This is a genomic window from Streptomyces ferrugineus, assembly GCF_015160855.1.
In the GTDB taxonomy this organism is placed as follows: Bacteria; Actinomycetota; Actinomycetes; order Streptomycetales; family Streptomycetaceae; genus Streptomyces; species Streptomyces ferrugineus.
Genome location: NZ_CP063373.1, coordinates 7099100 through 7117235, shown reverse-complemented (window position 1 = coordinate 7117235; position 18136 = coordinate 7099100). Strand labels below are relative to the sequence as shown.

Genomic DNA, 18136 nt, shown 5'->3' with positions numbered 1-18136 from the left:
GGATGCATCCCATCCATGCCGTGGATATCTGATACTCGGGGCCCCCGTGCGGGACTCCCTTCTGTCTGGTGGTGACCGGTGAACCTGTCCCGACTCGACCTCAACCTCGTGGTCGCCCTGCGCGCCCTGCTGGAGGAGCGCAACGTCACGCGGGCCGGTGAGCGCGTCGGACTGAGCCAGCCGGCGATGAGCGCGGCCCTGTCCCGGCTGCGCCGCCATTTCGACGACGAACTGCTCGCCCGCACCGGCAACAGCTATGAGCTGACCCCGCTCGGCGTCGCCCTCCGGGACCGCAGCGCCACCGCCTGCGACCTGCTGGAGCGCGTCTTCACCAGCCAGGCCGACTTCGACCCGGCCGCCGAGAGCCGCGAGTTCACGCTGCTCGCCTCGGACTACGGCGCCGCCGTGTTCGGCGCCGCGCTCGCCCGCGCCCTGCACCGGGAGGCACCCGGGATCCGGCTCGTGTTCCAGCATTCGACGCCGTCGGTGGTGGAGAGCACCGCGACCGTGCTGAGCACCGTCGACGGGCTGCTGCTGCCGCACGGCGTCATCGACGGCTTCCCCGCGGTCGATCTCCATCAGGACCGCTGGCTCTGCCTGGTCGCCGACGACAACCCGGAGGTCGGCGACGCACTCACCCTCGACCAGCTCTCGCAGCTCCCCTGGGCGGTCTACCAGCGCCCCTACGACGCCCCCGCCGCCCGGCAGCTCAGCATGATCGGCATCAGCCCCCGGGTCGAAGTGTCCGTGCAGACCTTCCAGTTGCTGCCGCACATGGTCGAGGGCACCCGACGGGTCGCCATGATCCAGGAACGGCTGGCGCGGGGAGCCGCGCGTGCGGCGGCGGTACGGGTGCTGCCCTGTCCGTTCGAGGCGGTGCCGGTGCAGGAGGCGTTGTGGTGGCATCCGGTACATGCCCAGGACGCGGCGCACATCTGGCTGCGGAGGAAGGCGGCGGAGGTGGGGGCGACGCTGGGGTGAGCGCCGGGACGCGCCGTCAGATCAGTTGCTCCGGCAGGGGCCGCGGGTCGACCACGCCCGCCCGGCGCCTCGCCGCCGCCCACAGCCCCGCCGCGACCAGCGCCGAGGCCAGCCCCAGCACACCCACCGCCCCGGCGAGGCTGCCGACCGCCGACTCCCCGGCGAGCAGCACCAGCGGGCAGACGAACTCGCCGCCGAAGAAGGCCGCCATCCACAGCCCCGTACCGCGGCCGCGGTCCTCGAACGCCAGCCGGGACATGGCGCCGGTCAGCAGGGCCGGCAGCAGCATGCCCGTACCCAGGCAGTTGATCACCGCCCCGACGACCAGCAGGGGCGCGTTGCCCGCCAGGAACATCACGCCGAAGCCGGCCGCGCACAGCGCCAGGACGGCGGGCAGCATCGGGTCCGGGGCGCGCTTCAGACGGGCGAACGTGATCGCGCCGCCCACGGTCGCGGCACTCGCGACGGCGGTGGACAGCCCGATCACACCGGAGTCCGCCACGCCGAGGTCGTCGAGCAGATACGACATCTCGACCGGGACGGTGTAGAAGACCATCGCTCCGAAGAAGGTGAGGGCACAGATGCCGGCCAGATGCCGCCAGGGGAACGGGCGACGGGGCTCGGTCGGCCTGCCCGCCCCGGCGGCCCGCGCGTCCGCCGGGGCGGGCAGCGCGGAGATCATCAGCGGAGCGAGGACCAGACTCACGGCGTAGATCCAGAAGGGCGCCTTCCAGCCCGCCCCGCCCACGGCGCCGCCGAGTACGAAGAAGACGGTCGCCGAGGCGGAGGCGCACATGGTCTGCAGGGCGAGGTACCTCACCCGGCGGTGACCGCTGTAGTAGTCGCCGATCAGCGTGGTGCAGCAGGTCATGATGGCGGCCTCGGCGACACCGACCAGAGCCCGGCTCGCGATGATGCCGCCGAGCGAGTCCAGCCAGAGCGGTGCCGTGCCGAAGACCGCGTACAGGACGGTCGCGACGACCAGCAGCCGCTTGCGGCCCAGCCGGTCCACGATCACCCCGGCGAACGGGGCGAGCAGCGCCAGCGAGAGCGCCGGGACGGTCAGCGCCAGCGGAACGAGCGCCTTCGCTCCCGGTGCCGACGCGAAGTGGTCCTGCATCTTCGGCAGCACCGGGGCGATCAGTACGGCACCCAGGATCGGCAGACAACTGCCCGCCATCAGCAGGGTCACGCGCACCACATGCGCCGGGCCCGAGACGGGCGGCGGCGAGGCGACGGCGTCGGTCTCCGCGACGGGCGATGGGACGGAACCGGGCATGGCGACTCCAGGGACGGACAGCGGGAGCGGGCATGCCTCTGACGGGCGCCGACGGCGCGCGGGGCATGCGGTAGCCATGACTATGGGCCGCCCCGTGCCCCGCCGCCATCCTCAGGGCAATCCGAATCCCGTATCCGGCTCATCCATGGAGTGGATGACGGCAACCGGCGTACAGCGCCCACGACTCCCAACCCAGCGATGCCGGGCCCGGATCGACCGGGCCCGGCATCACCGGGGCTGCACCAGCGAGGACCAGCTGCTCCTGGTTACCACTGGCCCTTGTGGTGCTTGGTGTGGGTGGGCTTGGAGGGGTAGTGCGGCTTTGAGGGGTAGTGGGGCTTGGAGGGGTAGGCCGGCTTGACCGGGTGAGCGGGCTTGGAGGGATAGGCCGGCTTGACCGGGTGGGCGGGCTTGCTCGGGTAGGCGGGCTTCACCGGGTGGGCGGGCTTTGACGGGTACGCCGGCTTGGCGGGCTTGGCCGGGTAGGCGGGCTTGCTCGGGTACGCGGGCTTGGCCGGCTTCGCGGGGTAGGCGGGCTTCGCGGGGTAGGCGGGCTTCGCCGGGTACGCGGGCTTCGCCGGGTACGCGGGCTTGGCGGGGTACGCCGGCTTGGCGGGGTAGGCGGGCTTGGCGGGCTTGCTGGGGTAGGCCGGCTTTGCGGGGTAGGCGGGCTTGCTCGGGTAGGCCGGCTTGGCCGGGTACGCGGGCTTGGCCGGCTTCGCGGGGTATGCGGGCTTGCTCGGGTAGCTGGGCTTGGCGGGGTAGGCCGGTTTCGCGGGCTTGCTGGGGTAGGCCGGCTTGGCCGGGTACTCGGGCTTCACCGGCTTGGTCGGGTAGGCGGGCTTGCTCGGGTAGGCGGGCTTCGCCGGGTATGCAGGCTTGGCTGGGTACGCGGGCTTTGACGGGTAGTCAGGCTTCACGGGCTTGGCCGGGTACGCGGGCTTCGCAGGGTACGCGGGCTTCGCAGGGTACGCGGGCTTGACCGGATACGCGGGCTTGGCGGGCTTCGCCGGGTAAACGGGCTTCGCGGGGTAGACAGGCTTGGCCGGGTACTCCGGCTTGGCCGGCTTCGCGGGGTAAACGGGCTTCGCGGGATAGGCGGGCTTGGCCGGCTTGGCCGGGTACGCGGGCTTGGCCGGGTATTCGGGCTTCACGGGCTTCGCCGGGTAGGCGGGCTTCACCGGATGGGCTGGCTTGGCCGGGTACGCGGGCTTGGCCGGCTTCACCGGATACGCAGGCTTCACCGGATACGCAGGCTTTGCCGGATGCTCGGGCTTGACCGGCTTTACCGGGTACGCGGGCTTGGCAGGGTGGGCCGGTTTCACCGGGTACGCGGGTTTGGCGGGATGGGCAGGCTTTACCGGGTACGCCGGCTTGACCGGGTGGCCCGGATGGGCCGGCTTCACCGGGTAGGCAGGCTTTACCGGGTACGCCGGCTTGACCGGGTGGCCCGGATGCGCCGGCTTCGCCGGGTACTCGGGCTTCGGTGCGTGCGCGGCCGGGTGGGCCGGCTTGCCCGGGTGTGGCGGGTGGGTGGTCTTGTGGTCATCGGCGTAGGCGGTGCCCCCGCTCGCCAGGGCGGCTGCGGCGAGCGCGGCGGCCATGACGGCCGGCGTCAGAACAGATCGCCATCTCGGCGATGTCGTCATCTTCCACTCTCCTCGACTTGGTTCAGGGCCTCGTGACGGGTGGTCAGCACCAAGAGCCGGACAGTGGAATGGATAGGAAATCGGCTGATATGAATAACATCGCGGCGGCCAAAGGCCACCGGATGGTGTAGCGATGGGAGGCCAGTTGGCCCGGCGTCAGGCAGCCGCGGGCCGGACGAGACCGGACTCGTAGGCGAAGGTCACCGCCTGCACCCGGGCGCGCGCGCCGATCTTGGCCAGGATGTTGCTGACGTGCGTCTTCACGGTGGTCGGCGCGATCGACAGCCGTTCGGCGATCTCGGCGTTGGACCAGCCGGCGGCGACGGCGACGAGGACGTCGCGCTCGCGCCCGGTGAGGGTGTCGAGCCCGGAGGCGTGCGGCAGGGCGGGCATGGAGCGCTGGTCGCGGACGGCGTCGACGAGCGCACGGGTCAGGGTCGGGGTGATGACGGCGTCCCCGGCGGCCACGACGCGGACGGCCGAGGCCAGTTCGTCAGGGGCGACGTTCTCGAGGAGGAATCCGTCCGCACCGGCGCGCAGGGCGGCGTAGGCGTACTCCTCGTGGCCGGCCGGGGTGAGCATCAGGACGCGGGGGGTGTGGTGCCGGGTGATGTGGCGGACGGTCTCGACGCCGTCCGGGCCGGAGATCCGGCCGGCCATCAGGACGACGTCGGGGCGCAGCTCCGCGCTCATCCGGACCGCCTCGGCCCCGCTCGTTGCCTCCCCGGCGATGATCAGGTCGGGCTCGGCGCCGAGGAGCATGCGCAGGGCGAGGCGCTGGAGGGACTGGTCGTTCACCACGAGTACGGAGACCATGCCTGTCTTCTTCCTGGGGGAGGCGGGTGGCGGCCTGCCAGTCGGAACGAAACGGTTTCGTTCACCACGTTACCGCAGCTCTCGTAAGGACGGAGTAGGAGGTAGGCCACGGCTTCGGTCGGGCCCGTCGTACCGTTTGGACGCAGATCGCCGATCCCGGTGGCGGGAAGAGCGGGGCGACGACCTCGCGCCGCACCTCCTCGGCGATCTCCTCGCCGTAGCGCAGGAAGACCTTGAGCAGATCCGCCCTGCTGACGATGGACTCCCGGTCGGACAGGCGGCGAAGCCGAAGGTGGGGGAGGTCGGAGTCGCTGTCGCGGAAATCTTCCTTGGGCGGCAGGTCGGCCGGGAGACGACGCCGACGTGCATGGTGGTCCCTTCCTCGCGCCGGCTCCTGGGGGGACGCTCAGCCGAAGCCGCCCGAGCCGTACGGGGCGTACAGGTCCAGCAGTCGGGTCCGGGCGGAGCGCAGACGGTGGGCGAGCACGTCGCCGACCCATTGGGTGACGGCTCGGCCCAGGGCCGGGTCGTCCCGGCACAGCGACCGGACGGCCTCGGCGTCGAACTCGTACGCCCGCACCGGGGTCGTCGCCTCGGCGCCCAGGTGCCAGACGTGCGGGGTGAACAGCCAGGACCAGCCGATGAGTTCGTCGTGCCGGAGGGTCTCGACGACGGCCGGGCGCCGGCCCGGCACCCGCATGTCGAGCTCGATGGTGCCCGTGCGGATGACCCAGAACCGGTCGGCCTTCCCGCCCTCCTCGAACAGGCGTGTCCCCTGCGGGACGGACACCTCGCTGGCGAGACCCATGAGCCGCTGCCGGTGCTCGACGGGCAGGGCGCGCAGCATGCTGGGCGCGGGCGTGGTGATCATGGCGTGCCTCCCGACGGGTGCAGGGACCTCCAAGGCCAGCGTGCGCCCGCGACCGGCGGCGGCCCATGGGCCACCCGGTCCCGAGAGACGGGCCACCCGGCACCGACCAGGAGACCTCCGGCACCCGCCGTGGACCCCGGTCCGAAGGTTCCATGAGACGTGAAAGGCCCCCGACCGAGGAGGGAGTGCGATGTGGGTGCGTCATTGAGGCCTGGCTTCTGGAGGCGCTTCGCGGTCCTTCTGGTGATCTCCACGGCGGTGACGTTCGTGGTGAGTGCCGTACGGGACGCGGTGGCCGCGCACCGGAGCGAGATCGAGAGGGAACTTCCCAATCGTGATGTCAAGCCGCGAGTGTGACGGGAGGTGTCTCGTGGTAGCACTCTCCGTCACGGATCATCGCCCACAGCACGTTGACCCGGCGGCGAGCGAGAGCCAGCAGTGCTTGCTTGTGTCCCTTGCCCTCCCGCCGCTTCCGGTCGTAGTAGGCCTTCGAGGCCGGACAGCACTGCAGGCTGACCATCGCCGACAAATACAGCGTCCGCAGCAGTCCACGGTGATATCGCTTAGGCCGGCGCAGGTTTCCACTGACCCGACCGGAATCGCGTGGCTGTGGAGCCAGTCCGGCGAATCCGGCCAGGCGGTCGGAGCTGCCGAAGACACCCAAGTCGCCGCCGGTAGCGGCGATGAACTCCGCTCCGAGCCTGGGACCCATGCCAGGCAGACTGCGGATCACCTCAGCGTGCGGGTGCTGACGAAATGTCGCCTCGATGAGAGTCTCCAGCTCCGCGATCTCTGCATCGAGGTCCATGACCGCCTTCGCGAGGCGGGCCACCATGGCGGCAGCCAGCTTCTCCCCGGGCAACGCGGTCAGTTGCCCCTGGGCGGTCTCCACGGCCGTGCGGGCGAGCGTTGCGGCGCCGCGGACCTTACGGTTCTTCAGCCAGGTCTCGATGCGCCGAACACCCGCGCGACGGATGGCGGCCGGGCTCTGGTAGCCGGTCAGCAGCATGACTGGCCCCTTGAGGGTCAGGTCCAGCGCCCGCTCCAGGCCGGGAAAGATTTCCAGGAGCTGGGCTCGCAGCCGGTTGATCTGCCGGGTTCGGTCGAAGACCACATCCAGGCGACGGGCGGTCAGGGTGCGCAGGTCGACGGCGATGTCGTCGCCCGGCCGAAGCAGGCCGAGGTCACGCCGGACGCGTGCCTGGTCGGCGATGACGAAGGCGTCTTTGGCGTCCGTCTTCCCCTCGCCCCGGTAGGTGCCCGACGCGCGATGAACCGCGAAGCCGGTCAGATAGGCCACCGGCTGGCCGTGGTTGACCAGCAAGCCGAGCAGCAGCGCGGCCCCGCCGTGGTTGAGGTCGACGGCCCACAGCGCGTCCGGGGATATCGCCAGCACGTCGCCGATCAGCTGAAACAGGTCGGACTCGTCGTTCTGGACGCGGCGGGACAACAGCCGTTCACCATTCGTGTTGATCACCACGCAGTGGTGATGCGTCTTGCCGATGTCCACTCCGGCCCAGATCTGGGGCACGGTCACCTCCGCCAGCTCGTCGTCGATCAATCCCGCAGACGACCTCGCCGGCGTGGTCCTACACAGCGATCGAGTCGCATCTCCCAATTGGCGGTCGAGTCGTCGCGGAGCTCCGGGCGGCCAAGTTCCTTGAGCCATCCAACGGCTCTCCGATGACAGCCATACCCGCAGCCCCTGGGCCCACCGATCTTACGAATGACCAGTTCTGACCCCCTTGAAAGGTAGGACCCCGATGACCGTCACCGAGACCGTGACCGTGACCGCAGAGAACCGGACGGCCGGTGCTTGGCGCGCCTTCGCCGGCACGCAGTGGCGCGAGCGCGTCGACGTGCGCGGCTTCATCCAGGACAACTACACGCCGTACGAAGGCGACGCGTCCTTCCTGACCGGCCCCACCGACCGCACCCGCGCCGTCTGGGAGAAGGTCAGTGCTCTTTTCCCACAGGAGCGTGCGAGGGGAATCCTCGACGTCGACACCGCCACCCCCGCCACGATCACCTCGCACGCCCCCGGCTACATCGACCGTGACCGCGAACTGATCGTCGGCCTCCAGACCGACGCCCCGCTGAAGCGCGCGATCATGCCGAACGGCGGGCTGCGGATGGTCGAGAACGGCCTGAAGGCGTACGGCTACGAACCCGACCCGTTCGTCACGCGCGTCTTCGGCACGTACCGCAAGACCCACAACGACGGCGTCTTCGACGCGTACACGCCCGAGATGCGGGCCGCCCGCAAGGCCGGCATCATCACCGGCCTGCCCGACGCCTACGGCCGTGGCCGGATCATCGGCGACTACCGCCGGGTGGCGCTCTACGGCACGGACCGGCTGATCGAGGCCAAGAAGGCCGAGCGGGCCCTGCTGGACGGCCGGCCCTCCACCGCCGACGTCATCCGCGACCGCGAGGAACTCGCCGAGCAGATCAGGGCACTGGGCGAGCTGACCCGGATGGCCGCCACCTACGGCTGTGACGTCTCCCGCCCCGCCACCACCGCCCACGAGGCCGTGCAGTGGCTCTACCTCGGCTATCTCGCCGCCGTGAAGGAGCAGAACGGCGCCGCCATGTCCCTGGGGCGCACGTCGACCTTCCTCGACGTCTATCTCCAGCGGGACCTGACGGAGGGCCTCATCGACGAGACCCGCGCCCAGGAGCTGATCGACGACTTCGTGATCAAGCTGCGGATCGTACGGTTCCTGCGCACCCCCGACTACGACGCCCTGTTCTCCGGCGACCCGACCTGGGTGACGGAGTCCATCGGCGGCATCGGCGCCGACGGCCGCCCGCTGGTCACCCGCACGTCCTTCCGCTTCCTGCAGACCCTCTACAACCTGGGCCCGGCACCGGAGCCGAACCTGACGGTGCTGTGGTCGCCGGCGCTGCCCTCCGGGTTCAAGGAGTTCTGCGCCCAGGTCTCCGTCGACACCAGCGCCGTCCAGTACCAGTCCGACGAACTGCTGCGACCGTGCACGGGCGACGACACCGCGATCGCGTGCTGTGTGTCGGCGATGGCCGTCGGCCGGCAGATGCAGTTCTTCGGCGCCCGGGTCAACCTCGCCAAGGCGCTGCTGTACGCGGTCAACGGCGGCCGGGACGAGATGACCGGCGAGCAGATCACCCCCGAGATGCCCCCGCTGACGGGCGAGTACCTGGACTACGACGAGCTCACAGCCGCGTACGACCGGGTGCTGGACTGGCTCGCCCGGACCTATGTGGACGCGCTCAACGTCATCCACCACATGCACGACAAGTACGCCTACGAGCGCATCGAGATGGCCCTGCACGACCACCCGGTGCACCGCTTCATGGCCTGCGGCATCGCCGGCCTGTCGGTGGCCGCCGACAGTCTGTCCGCGGTCCGGCACGCGCGCGTGAAGGTGATCCGGGACGCCACCGGCCTGGCCGTGGACTACGAGGTCGAGGGCGAGTACCCGGCCTACGGCAACAACGACGACCGCGCCGACAGCATCGCCGTCGGCCTGGTGGAGTCGTTCATGGCACGGGTGCGCGAGCACCCCACCCACCGGGACGCCGAGCACACCCAGTCCGTGCTGACGATCACCTCGAACGTCGTCTACGGCAAGCACACCGGCAACACCCCCGACGGCCGCCGCGCCGGACAGCCCTTCGCCCCCGGCGCCAACCCGATGAACGGCCGCGACCGGCACGGGGTGGCCGCCTCCGCGCTCTCGGTGGCCAAGCTGCCGTACGACCACGCCCGTGACGGCATCTCCCTGACCACGACGATCACCCCGGAGGGACTGGGCCACTGCCCCGAGGAGCGCGCCGGGCACCTGGTCGGCATCCTCGACGCGTACATGGCCGAGGGCGGCTTCCACATGAACGTCAACGTCCTGGACCGCAGCACGCTCCAGGACGCGATGGAGCACCCGGAGAAGTACCCGGACCTGACCGTCCGTGTCTCCGGGTACGCCGTGAACTTCGTGCGGCTGACCCGTGAGCAGCAACTCGACGTGATCAGCCGCACCTTCCACGGGTCGTTGTGAGGACCGCGGTGAGAGCCCGGATCCACTCCTGGGACCTGTCCACCGGCGTGGACGGTCCCGGGACCCGGTTCGTCCTCTTCCTCTCCGGCTGTCCGCTGCGCTGCCTGTACTGCGCCAACCCCGACACCTGGCACATGCGCGACGGCAGGGAGACCACGGTAGACGAGGTGATGGCGCGGATCGAGAAGTACCGCGCGTTCATCACCGCGGCCGGCGGCGGAGTGACCGTCACGGGTGGCGAACCGCTGCTCCAGTCCGCATTCACCGGCGAGGTCCTGCGCCGCTGCAAGCAGGCCGGCCTGCACACCGCACTCGACACCTCCGGCCTCCTCGGCGCCCGTGCCGGCGACGAACTCCTCTCCGACACCGACCTGGTCCTGCTGGACATCAAGTCCTTCGACGTCAAGACCTATCGACGGCTGACCGGCGGCGACCTCGCGCCCACCCTCGACTTCGCCACCCGCCTCGACCGGCTGGGGATCCCGATGTGGATCCGCTACGTCCTGGTGCCCGGCTGGACGGACCAGCCGGAGTCCATAGCGGGCCTGGCCCGCTTCGTGGCGGGCCTCGGCTCGGTCGACCGCGTGGACGTCCTGCCGTTCCACAAGCTCGGCGCCGCGAAGTACGACGCCCTCGGCGTCCCGTTCCCGCTGCGCGAGACCCCCGTCCCCGGCCCCGACCTGATCGAGCGCGTCCGCGCCCGCTTCCGGGCGCACGGCGTGCCGGCCTACTGATCCAGAGCCCGCCTCCGGCAGGGGGCCACGGCGGTCGGCAGCGTGGGTAAGACCAGATCCGCCCACCGCGCGGGGTCATCGGCGCCGAGCGGCACCACCGGCACCTCGGGCCGCGGTTGGGCCGGGTCACCCACGCGGTGCTGCACCACTCGGCCCGCGCGCGGACGGAGCGACACCGCGGGGGATCGGTGCCGCTCCTGTGTCTACCGTCCCTCGCGCCATGATCGGAGCCAAGGGCCGATGGGCCCCTGGTGAAGGCCCGGACGGCCCTCACCGGCCGAGCGGGTCGAGCCGGTCGGGACGAAGCCGACGGCGGGGTGGTCGGGGTCACCGGGACCTCGGCGAGCAGGGCGCGGCCCGAGGCGCGGGTGCCCGGGGTGCCGAAGGCCGGCTCGGTCAGGAACCGCGGCCCGCCGGTGTGCGGAAGCCGCGGAAGGTCACGTGCTCGCGGCCTTCGAAGCCGAGCCGTTCGCAGAGCGCGATCGCGGCGGTGTTGGTCTCGGCCACGTGCGGGAAGGGACGCTCGTGCCGGGACCGGATGAGTGCGGCGAGCGCGCTCACCAGACGGGCCGCGTGGCCCTGCCCGCGTGCCTCGGGGGCCGTGCGGACGGCGCTGATCTCGGCCCACCCGGGAGGCCGGAGCCGTTCGCCCGCCATGGCCACCAGCCGACCGTCGTCGCGGATGCCGAGACAGGTGCCGAGTTCGTGGGCGCGGGGCCAGAAAGGTCCCGGTCCGGTCCGCGCGGCGAGGTCGAGCATCGTCGAGCATCTCGGCCACATCGACCGCACCCAGTTCGACCACGCCGGTGTCCATCGCGGGATGAACCCTGACCGAGGGCCGGGCAAGGGCCGCGTGGTGGCCGCGTGGTGACTCACCCACCGGGTCGTCGGGGGGGAGCCCTGTAGTTCAGGATTTCCTGGATTCAGGATTCCGTGTACTGTTGAGCCGTGCTCACCATCGCCGCAGACATCGACGCCCTCGCCCGCTTCGGCCGCGCGCTCGCCGACCCGATCCGCTGCCGGATCCTGCTCGCCCTGCGCGAAGCGCCTGCTCACCCGGCCGATCTGGCCGAGGAGTTGGAGATCTCGCGCACCCGGCTGTCGAACCATCTGGCCTGTCTGCGCGACTGCGGCATCGTCGTCGCCCTCCCCGAAGGCCGACGCGTGCGCTACGAACTGGCCGACGCCCGCCTCGGTCACGCCCTGGACGACCTGCGCGGAGCGGTCCTCGCCGTCGAGGCGGACCGCACCTGCCTCGACGCGGAGGAGAAGGGCTGCTGCTGATGCCCGAGCCGATATCCCTGGGCCCCACCCCGAGCCGGCGTGCCCAACTGGCCCGGCGCATACGGCTTCTGGTCGCGGTGACCATCACCTACAACGTCGTCGAGGCGATCGTCGCGATCACCGCCGGCACCATCGCCTCCTCCACCGCCCTGGTCGGCTTCGGCCTCGACTCCGTCATCGAGGTCTCCTCGGCCGCGGCCGTCGCCTGGCAGTTCTCGGCACGTGAGCACGCCGTACGCGAAGCGCGCGAGAAGACCGCACTGCGGATCATCGCGATCTCGTTCTTCGCCCTGGCCGCCTACGTCACCGTCGAATCGGTCCGCGCCCTGACCGGCACCGGCGAGGCCGAGCACTCGACACCGGGCATCGTGCTCGCCGCGCTCTCCCTGGCGGTCATGCCGTTCCTCTCGGCCGCCCAGCGCCGCGCCGGACGCGAACTGGGCTCCGCCTCGGCCGTCGCCGACTCCAAGCAGACCCTGCTGTGCACCTACCTGTCGGCGGTCCTCCTCGTCGGGCTGCTCGCCAACTCCCTCTTCGGGTGGTCGTGGGCGGACCCGATCGCCGCGCTGGTGATCGCGGCCGTCGCGGTCAAGGAGGGCAGGGAGGCGTGGCGCGGCCACACGTGCTGCGCCGTGCCGGTCACGGGCGTCTCCGAGGCGGCCACGGACGACTGCGGCTGCGCCTCCGGGTGCACCTGCCGCGGACCTCAGGAGGAGTCGAGCGACCGGTCATCGGCTGGGCCTGACCGGATGGCTCGATAAGCCACACCGTGGAGACACGCATGCCGGGTCGTACCGAGTTGACTTCACTCGGCGTTCCGGTGGCACATCGCGGACCAGGCCCGTCAGCGGGCCGTGGGTGCGCCAGCCCAGGGACTCGTACAGTGCTCGCCCCTCGACCGTCGCACCTGGCACCGCCGCCGAGGAGCCCCCGTCGACGGCGGTGTTCGCCAGTGTTCGCATGACCAGGCTGCCCAGTCCCTTGCGGCGGTGCGTCGGCCAGGTGCCCGGAGCGGTGGCCGTTTCGGTCAGCTTGTGTATGAGGCGGCTCGTTGGCATCGGTCAGCGCATGCCGGGTCACCTGGCCGGACAGCCCCACGGCGACGGGGAAGCCCCAGGGCTCCGGCACCGGTGGCGGTGGCGTGGCTCCGCGTGAGATGGCGCCTTCCGGTATCGGCAGGGTCGCTCGCGGTGAGGTCAGCTCTCGGCCTCGGCCCCGCTCAGCGAGCCCAGGGCCGCGTCCAGGCGGCGGGTGGCCTCCTCGGCGACTGGGCGCAGGGCGTCCAGTTCGGTGAGGGCGACCATCGTGTTCGGGTCCAGGGCCTGTACGGCGGTGCGGTCGCCGTCCCTGCGGACGACCACGTTGCACGGCAGTAGCAGACCGATGGAGCGGTCGGTGTCCAGGGCGCGGTGGGCCAGTGACGGGTTGCAGGCGCCGAGGATGACGTAGTCCTCCATGTCGTGGTCGAGCTTCGCCTTGAGGGTGGCGGTGACGTCGATCTCGGTGAGGATGCCGAAGCCCTGGGCGGCCAGGGCGTCGCGGGTGCGGGCGACGGCGGTGGCGAAGTCGGTGTCGAGGCGGACCGTGCGGTCGTAGCGCATGGTGGTGGCCTTTCTCGTCGGCTCGCGCGAGCGGGACGGGTGTCCGGTCCTGTGCGAGGTACTCGTGAGGTGTTCCCCGGGGCTTTCCCTGCCCCTTGGAATACCCCCCGGGGTACATGTTACCTTCGGAGGTATACCCCCTGGGGTAATTCTCACCGGAAGGGAGTACCTCGTGTTCTTCGTCGACACGATCGAGGTGTCGGGGCTCGGCAACCGGAGCTATCTGGCGGGCGGCAAGCGCACGGCCGTGGCGGTCGATCCGCCGCGCGACGTCGATCGGATGATCGCGGCGGCCGCTCGACGCGGAGTGCGGATCTCGCACGTCGTCGAGACGCATGTGCACAACGACTACGTCACCGGCGGATGGGAGCTGGCCCGGCTCACGGGCGCGGCGTACCTGGTGCCCGCCGGAGCCCGCGTCTCCTTCGCACGCGTCCCGGTGCACGACGGCGACCGCACCGAGATCGACGCCGCCGCCGGCCTCGTGCTGCGCGCGCTGTCGACCCCCGGTCACACCCCGCACCACACCTCCTACGCGCTGGAGCGGAACGGCGCGGCGGTCGCGGTGTTCACCGGCGGCTCGCTGCTGATCGGCACCGTAGGACGGCCCGACCTGGTCGAGCCGCGGCTGACCGAGCGGCTGGCCCGGGAGCAGCACGCCTCCGCGCACCGGCTGGCCGCGGAACTGCCCGACGACACGGCCGTCCTGCCGACGCACGGATTCGGCAGTTTCTGCTCCTCCTCCCAGGCCGAGGGCAGCGACACGACCATCGGCGAGGAGAAGGTCTCCAACGAGGCCCTCACCAGGGACGTGGACACGTTCGTCGCCGAACTGCTGGCCGGCCTGGACGACATCCCCGCCTACTACGCGCACATGGGCCCGGTCAACGCCGCCGGACCCGCCCCGGTCGACCTGACCCCGCCCGCGGTGGCCGACGCCGAGGAGATCGCCGGCCGGCTGGCGGCGGGGGAGTGGGTGGTGGACCTGCGCAACCGCGTCGCGTTCGCGGAAGGGCATGTGGCGGGCTCGTTCAACTTCGAGGCGGAGGGGCAGCTCGCCACCTATCTGGCCTGGCTGATCCCGTGGGGCAAGCCGGTCACCCTGCTCGCCGAGTCGGCCGGGCAACTGGCCGCCGCCCAGCGCGAGCTGGCCCGGGTGGGCATCGACCGGCCGGCTGCAGCCGCCACCGGCGAGCCCGCCGACTGGGTGCGCGACGGCGACAAGCCGGTCTCCTTCCCACGGGCGTCCTTCGCCGATCTCGCGGACCGGCGTCCGGCCGAGCAAGTCGCCGTCCTCGACGTGCGGCGCGACTCGGAGCGGGCGGGCGGACACATCGCCGGCTCGGTCCACATTCCGATCCACACCCTGCACCGCCGACTGCACGAGGTGCCCGACGGCGAGGTGTGGGTGCACTGCGCGGGCGGCATGCGCGCGGCCATCGCCGCTTCCCTGCTGGACGCCGCCGGCCGCGAGGTGGTCGCCGTGGACGACTCCTTCGACGCGGCCGAGAAGGCCGGACTCACCATCCGCACCCCGGACGGCGCCAGCCGCCGCCGACCTTCCGTACGGCATGGGAAATACGACATGGGAAACAGGAGCGAGAAACCGACATGAGCATCTTCCGACGGAGCCGGAAGGCGCCGGGCCGCGTGAGCGTCCGGGAGGCGGCGGCGCGCACCGGCGACGGGGGCGACGCCGTGCTGCTGGACGTGCGCGAGCCGTACGAATGGCAGGCCGGGCACGCTCCGAGAGCCGTGCACGTGCCGCTGTCCGTGCTGGCCGCCGGGGGCGCACTGCCCGCTCAGGCGCAGGCGCGGCCCCTGGTCGTGATCTGTCGCTCCGGCAACCGCTCCCGGCAGGCCGCCGAACTGCTGGCGGCCCGCGGCGCGGAGGCCGTGGACGTCATCGGCGGCATGAAGGACTGGGCCGGCGCGGGTCTGCCGGTGGTGGACGCGCGCGGGGGGAACGGCACCGTCGCGTGAGCGCACTCGTACTCGCCCTGGCCGGCGGGGCGGTGATCGGCCTGGCGCTCGGCGCGCTCGGGGGCGGCGGCAGTGTGCTGGCCGTGCCCGCGCTGATCTATCTGCTCGGTTTCAGTCCGGTCGGTGCCACGACCGCGAGCCTGGTCATCGTCACGCTCACCTCGGTCACCGCCCTGGTCGCACATGCCCGCGACGGTCATGTGCGATGGCGCACGGGACTGCTGTTCGCGGCGGCCGGGATCGGCCCGGCGATGCTGGGCGGGGCGCTGGCCGCCCGCATTCCGGCGGCCGTGCTGACGGCGGTGTTCGCCGTGGTGGCGGGAGTGGCCGCCCTGCGCATGCTGCGCACCCGCCCGCACGCGGACACCGTCGCGCCGGTACGACCCGGCCGGGCGGCGGCCGCCGGGGCGGGGCTCGGCGCGGTCACCGGTGTCCTCGGCGTCGGCGGGGGCTTCCTCGCCGTACCGGCGCTGGTGGGGGTGCTCGGCCTGCGGATGCGCGAGGCGGTGGGTACCAGTCTGCTGGTCATCACCGTCAACTCGCTGGCCGCGCTGGCGACGCGCGCCGGCACGGTGGAGGGGCTGGACTGGGCGGTCGTCGGGCCTTTCGTCGGCGCCGCGATCCTCGGCGCGTGGGACGGCAAGCGGCTGTCCGCGAAGGTCTCCGGGCGCGCGCTGCAGCGGATCTTCGCCGTGGTGCTGCTGGCGGTGGCGGCCTTCATGCTCGTCGACGCGACGCTGTGACGGCCGTCGTGGCAACAGTCCTCACGCCAGCGACAGGAACAGCTTCTCCAGCCGGGCGCGCATCGCGGCCGGGTCCTCGCCGTCCGTACCGTTCTTGCGGCCGGACTCGATGTCCGCCACGCACTGCTGCAGGCCGGTGGCGATGATCGCGAAACCGGCACGGTCCAGTGCGCGTGAGGCGGCGGCGAGCTGTGTGACGACGTCCTCGCAGTCGCGTCCCTCCTCGATCATCCGGATCACACCGGAGATCTGACCCTGCGCACGGCGCAGCCGGTTCAGCACGGCCTTCAGGTCCGCACCCTCGAGCTCCAGTTCCACGACCACTCCTCAGAAAATACCCCTAGGGGTACTGTACGTCCCGGTTCGGGACGGCGTCGACCATTAAGGATCACATCTGCCATGACCAGCTCACCCACCCCCGTCACCCTCGGCGCGGACCAGGCTCGCACCCGGCTGCAGGAGCTCACCGTCATCGACGTGCGCACACCCGTCGAGTACGCCTCCGGCCACCTGCCCGGCGCCGTGAACATCCCCCTCGACCAGGTCAGGCGCGCCCTGCCGGAGATACGGCACGCCGCCGGGCGCGGTGACGTCCTCGTGGTGTGCGCCTCCGGCGCCCGCTCCGAGAACGCCTGCAAGCTGCTGGCCGCACAGGGGATCGCGACGGCCACCCTGGCCGGAGGCACGGGCGCCTGGGCCGCGCAGGGGCACGATCTGCACCGTCCGGCCGCCTGCGACACCAGGTCCGGGTGGAGCATGGAACGCCAGGTGCGGTTCACGGCCGGCGCCGTGGTGCTCCTCGGTCTCGTGCTCGGCCTGCTCGTGCATCCGGCCTTCCAGCTGCTGTCGGCCGGCATCGCGGCCGGCCTCGTCTTCTCCGCGGTCACCGACACCTGCGGCATGGCGGTCGTCCTCGGCAAGCTGCCCCACAATCGCCCGCGCGCGGCCGACCTCGACGCCGCGCTCGCGGCCCTGCGCGGCCGCTGACCTCTGCCGCGGACGGCGTCCGGATCAACTGCCGGACGCCGACTTCGCGGCGGCCTGCCGGCGCACGTCGGCCATGTCGACGGCGCGGATCGTGCCGATGAGTTCCTCCAGCGCCTGGGGCGGCAGCGCGCCCGGCTCGGCGTACAGGACGGCGCGGTCGCGGACGGCCATCAGGGTGGGGATGGAGGAGATCCGGAACGCCCCGGCGAGTTCGGGCTGGGCCTCGGTGTCGACCTTGCCGAAGACGATGTCCGGGTGGCGCTCGGCCGCCTTCTCGAAGACGGGGCCGAACCTCCGGCACGGTCCGCACCAGGCGGCCCAGAAGTCGATCAGCACGATCTCCGAGCCGGTGACGATCTCCTCGAAGTTGTCCTTGGTCAGTTCCACGGTCGGCATGGCGTCCGCGCTCCTCTCATATACCCAGCGGGGTATATGGTTCAACCGCGCCCGGTCCCGGTTTGTTCCAGGCGGACCGGCGAGCGCCTCCTCACCCAGCCGCAGCGGCGGGTCGGCGGGATGGGTGTTGCCGTAACGCGGCAGGACCTCCTCGCGGGCGAAGTCCTCGACGAAGTCCAGCGAGCGGACGGCGCCGAGGCGGTGCTCATGGCTCCAGTTCGATGTCGACCGCGGGCGGCTGGTGCAGGGTGTTGTGGACGGTGCAGTGCGAGGCCACGGCGAGCAGGGCGTCCCGGCGCTGCGCGGGCAACTCCGGCGGCGGGACGATCACGACCCGCAGCGCGGCGACCCGGGCCGGGCGGTCGGTGGCCATGGTGAACTCCGTACGAACCCGCAGTCCGGTGCGGGGCAGCCCGTGGCGGCGCAGGTAGCGGCCCGCGTAGAAGGCGATGCAGGTGGCCAGCGACGCGGCGAACAGCTCGGTGGGGGTGGGCGCGGTGTCCGTGCCGCCGGCCTCGGTGGGCTGGTCGACCCGGAGGCGATGGCCGCGGATGTCCACGGCGTAGGCGTCGTGGTCGACGTGGGTGACCTCGAGGCGGTGCACCTCCCCGTCCCGCGGCTGGTTGGTGTTCCGCGTCTGTGGTTCGGTGCCGGTCATGGGGGCGGCCTCCTCGTCGATGTCGACCTCTGCCGGATTCCAGTCGACCGCGGACGGCGCGCCGGGTGGAGAGGCCGACCGGGCGTGGCGGGGGCCGTTCGGCCCTGGTGTGCACGCGGT

General features: G+C 71.7%; 18 protein-coding genes and 2 pseudogenes. 9 read left to right on the top strand and 11 right to left on the bottom strand.

Translation table 11 applies throughout. The features are described 5' to 3' along the window. Window positions 1–78 precede the first annotated feature (78 nt). On the top strand, window positions 79–981 hold the full coding sequence (locus IM697_RS31920; RefSeq protein WP_194039551.1) for a LysR family transcriptional regulator: 903 nt from the start codon (window positions 79–81) through the stop codon (window positions 979–981). Window positions 982–997: 16 nt separating this feature from the next. Here the strand turns inward: IM697_RS31920 and IM697_RS31915 are convergent, their stop codons facing one another. The 6 genes and pseudogenes from IM697_RS31915 to IM697_RS31890 form a co-directional block, all read right to left on the bottom strand. Next, window positions 998–2260, bottom strand: coding sequence for an MFS transporter (locus IM697_RS31915; RefSeq protein WP_194039550.1), 1263 nt, complete (start codon window positions 2258–2260; stop codon window positions 998–1000). A 266-nt stretch (window positions 2261–2526) separates the two neighbouring features. Beyond that, window positions 2527–3909 (bottom strand): hypothetical protein, encoded by a 1383-nt coding sequence (locus IM697_RS45605; protein WP_265582683.1) that lies wholly within the window; start codon window positions 3907–3909, stop codon window positions 2527–2529. Window positions 3910–4065: 156 nt separating this feature from the next. Next, window positions 4066–4725, bottom strand: a complete 660-nt coding sequence (locus IM697_RS31900; RefSeq protein WP_194039547.1) for a LuxR C-terminal-related transcriptional regulator — start codon at window positions 4723–4725, stop codon at window positions 4066–4068. A 136-nt stretch (window positions 4726–4861) separates the two neighbouring features. Beyond that, a pseudogene (locus tag IM697_RS45135) lies at window positions 4862–5071 on the bottom strand (CBS domain-containing protein); the annotation flags it as partial. A gap of 60 nt (window positions 5072–5131) precedes the next feature. Then, window positions 5132–5596, bottom strand: coding sequence for a cyclic nucleotide-binding domain-containing protein (locus tag IM697_RS31895; protein ID WP_194039546.1), 465 nt, complete (start codon window positions 5594–5596; stop codon window positions 5132–5134). A gap of 340 nt (window positions 5597–5936) precedes the next feature. After that, window positions 5937–7127, bottom strand: coding sequence for an IS110 family RNA-guided transposase (locus IM697_RS31890; protein WP_456114997.1), 1191 nt, complete (start codon window positions 7125–7127; stop codon window positions 5937–5939). 232 nt (window positions 7128–7359) lie between these two features. On the opposite strand from IM697_RS31890, the gene pflB reads away from it, so the two are divergent. Continuing rightward, window positions 7360–9630 carry a formate C-acetyltransferase gene (pflB, locus tag IM697_RS31885; protein WP_194039545.1) on the top strand — a complete coding sequence of 757 codons (2271 nt, stop codon included), beginning with the start codon at window positions 7360–7362 and terminating at the stop codon, window positions 9628–9630. Between the two features lie 8 nt (window positions 9631–9638). Continuing rightward, window positions 9639–10364, top strand: a complete 726-nt coding sequence (gene pflA / locus IM697_RS31880; RefSeq protein ID WP_194039544.1) for a pyruvate formate-lyase-activating protein — start codon at window positions 9639–9641, stop codon at window positions 10362–10364. A 396-nt stretch (window positions 10365–10760) separates the two neighbouring features. Here pflA and IM697_RS31875 read toward each other — a convergent pair. Next, a pseudogene (locus tag IM697_RS31875) lies at window positions 10761–11181 on the bottom strand (GNAT family N-acetyltransferase); the annotation flags it as partial. A gap of 131 nt (window positions 11182–11312) precedes the next feature. On the opposite strand from IM697_RS31875, the gene IM697_RS31870 reads away from it, so the two are divergent. Both IM697_RS31870 and IM697_RS31865 read left to right on the top strand, forming a co-directional pair. After that, window positions 11313–11648, top strand: a complete 336-nt coding sequence (locus IM697_RS31870; RefSeq protein WP_194039543.1) for an ArsR/SmtB family transcription factor — start codon at window positions 11313–11315, stop codon at window positions 11646–11648. Continuing rightward, window positions 11648–12409 (top strand): cation efflux transmembrane domain-containing protein, encoded by a 762-nt coding sequence (locus IM697_RS31865; protein WP_194039542.1) that lies wholly within the window; start codon window positions 11648–11650, stop codon window positions 12407–12409. The genes IM697_RS31870 and IM697_RS31865 overlap by 1 nt, the downstream gene beginning before the upstream one ends. A gap of 435 nt (window positions 12410–12844) precedes the next feature. Here the strand turns inward: IM697_RS31865 and IM697_RS31860 are convergent, their stop codons facing one another. After that, window positions 12845–13249, bottom strand: a complete 405-nt coding sequence (locus IM697_RS31860; protein ID WP_194039541.1) for a DUF302 domain-containing protein — start codon at window positions 13247–13249, stop codon at window positions 12845–12847. 172 nt (window positions 13250–13421) lie between these two features. On the opposite strand from IM697_RS31860, the gene IM697_RS31855 reads away from it, so the two are divergent. The 3 genes from IM697_RS31855 to IM697_RS31845 are packed head-to-tail and all read left to right on the top strand — an operon-like array spanning window position 13422 to window position 15975. Next, window positions 13422–14864 carry an MBL fold metallo-hydrolase gene (locus IM697_RS31855; protein ID WP_194039540.1) on the top strand — a complete coding sequence of 481 codons (1443 nt, stop codon included), beginning with the start codon at window positions 13422–13424 and terminating at the stop codon, window positions 14862–14864. Next, complete coding sequence (locus IM697_RS31850) at window positions 14861–15232, top strand: rhodanese-like domain-containing protein (RefSeq protein WP_194039539.1); 372 nt, start codon at window positions 14861–14863, stop codon at window positions 15230–15232. The genes IM697_RS31855 and IM697_RS31850 overlap by 4 nt, the downstream gene beginning before the upstream one ends. Beyond that, a complete protein-coding gene (locus IM697_RS31845; protein WP_194039538.1) occupies window positions 15229–15975 on the top strand; it encodes a sulfite exporter TauE/SafE family protein in 747 nt (248 codons plus the stop codon). Before IM697_RS31850 ends, IM697_RS31845 begins: the two co-directional genes overlap by 4 nt. Window positions 15976–15996: 21 nt before the next feature. On the opposite strand, the gene IM697_RS31840 is transcribed toward IM697_RS31845, so the two are convergent. Next, the gene (locus IM697_RS31840) at window positions 15997–16293 is read right to left on the bottom strand and encodes a metal-sensitive transcriptional regulator (protein ID WP_194039537.1); all 297 of its coding nucleotides are present in this window, start codon (window positions 16291–16293) and stop codon (window positions 15997–15999) included. An 81-nt stretch (window positions 16294–16374) separates the two neighbouring features. On the opposite strand from IM697_RS31840, the gene IM697_RS31835 reads away from it, so the two are divergent. Continuing rightward, window positions 16375–16962, top strand: coding sequence for a rhodanese-like domain-containing protein (locus tag IM697_RS31835; protein ID WP_194039536.1), 588 nt, complete (start codon window positions 16375–16377; stop codon window positions 16960–16962). Window positions 16963–16986: 24 nt separating this feature from the next. On the opposite strand, the gene IM697_RS31830 is transcribed toward IM697_RS31835, so the two are convergent. Beyond that, window positions 16987–17358 carry a thioredoxin family protein gene (locus IM697_RS31830; RefSeq protein ID WP_194039535.1) on the bottom strand — a complete coding sequence of 124 codons (372 nt, stop codon included), beginning with the start codon at window positions 17356–17358 and terminating at the stop codon, window positions 16987–16989. A 205-nt stretch (window positions 17359–17563) separates the two neighbouring features. Then, window positions 17564–18016, bottom strand: coding sequence for an OsmC family protein (locus IM697_RS31825; protein ID WP_194039534.1), 453 nt, complete (start codon window positions 18014–18016; stop codon window positions 17564–17566). Window positions 18017–18136: the final 120 nt, after the last annotated feature.

Coding starts and splice junctions, on each gene's coding strand:
- IM697_RS31915 (WP_194039550.1), bottom strand. CDS start 2,260: ATGCCCGGTTCCGTCCCATCGCCCGTCGCGGAGACCGACGCCGTCGCC.
- IM697_RS45605 (WP_265582683.1), bottom strand. CDS start 3,909: ATGACGACATCGCCGAGATGGCGATCTGTTCTGACGCCGGCCGTCATG.
- IM697_RS31900 (WP_194039547.1), bottom strand. CDS start 4,725: ATGGTCTCCGTACTCGTGGTGAACGACCAGTCCCTCCAGCGCCTCGCC.
- IM697_RS31895 (WP_194039546.1), bottom strand. CDS start 5,596: ATGATCACCACGCCCGCGCCCAGCATGCTGCGCGCCCTGCCCGTCGAG.
- pflB (WP_194039545.1), top strand. CDS start 7,360: ATGACCGTCACCGAGACCGTGACCGTGACCGCAGAGAACCGGACGGCC.
- IM697_RS31865 (WP_194039542.1), top strand. CDS start 11,648: ATGCCCGAGCCGATATCCCTGGGCCCCACCCCGAGCCGGCGTGCCCAA.
- IM697_RS31860 (WP_194039541.1), bottom strand. CDS start 13,249: ATGCGCTACGACCGCACGGTCCGCCTCGACACCGACTTCGCCACCGCC.
- IM697_RS31850 (WP_194039539.1), top strand. CDS start 14,861: ATGAGCATCTTCCGACGGAGCCGGAAGGCGCCGGGCCGCGTGAGCGTC.
- IM697_RS31835 (WP_194039536.1), top strand. CDS start 16,375: ATGACCAGCTCACCCACCCCCGTCACCCTCGGCGCGGACCAGGCTCGC.
- IM697_RS31830 (WP_194039535.1), bottom strand. CDS start 17,358: ATGCCGACCGTGGAACTGACCAAGGACAACTTCGAGGAGATCGTCACC.
- IM697_RS31825 (WP_194039534.1), bottom strand. CDS start 18,016: ATGACCGGCACCGAACCACAGACGCGGAACACCAACCAGCCGCGGGAC.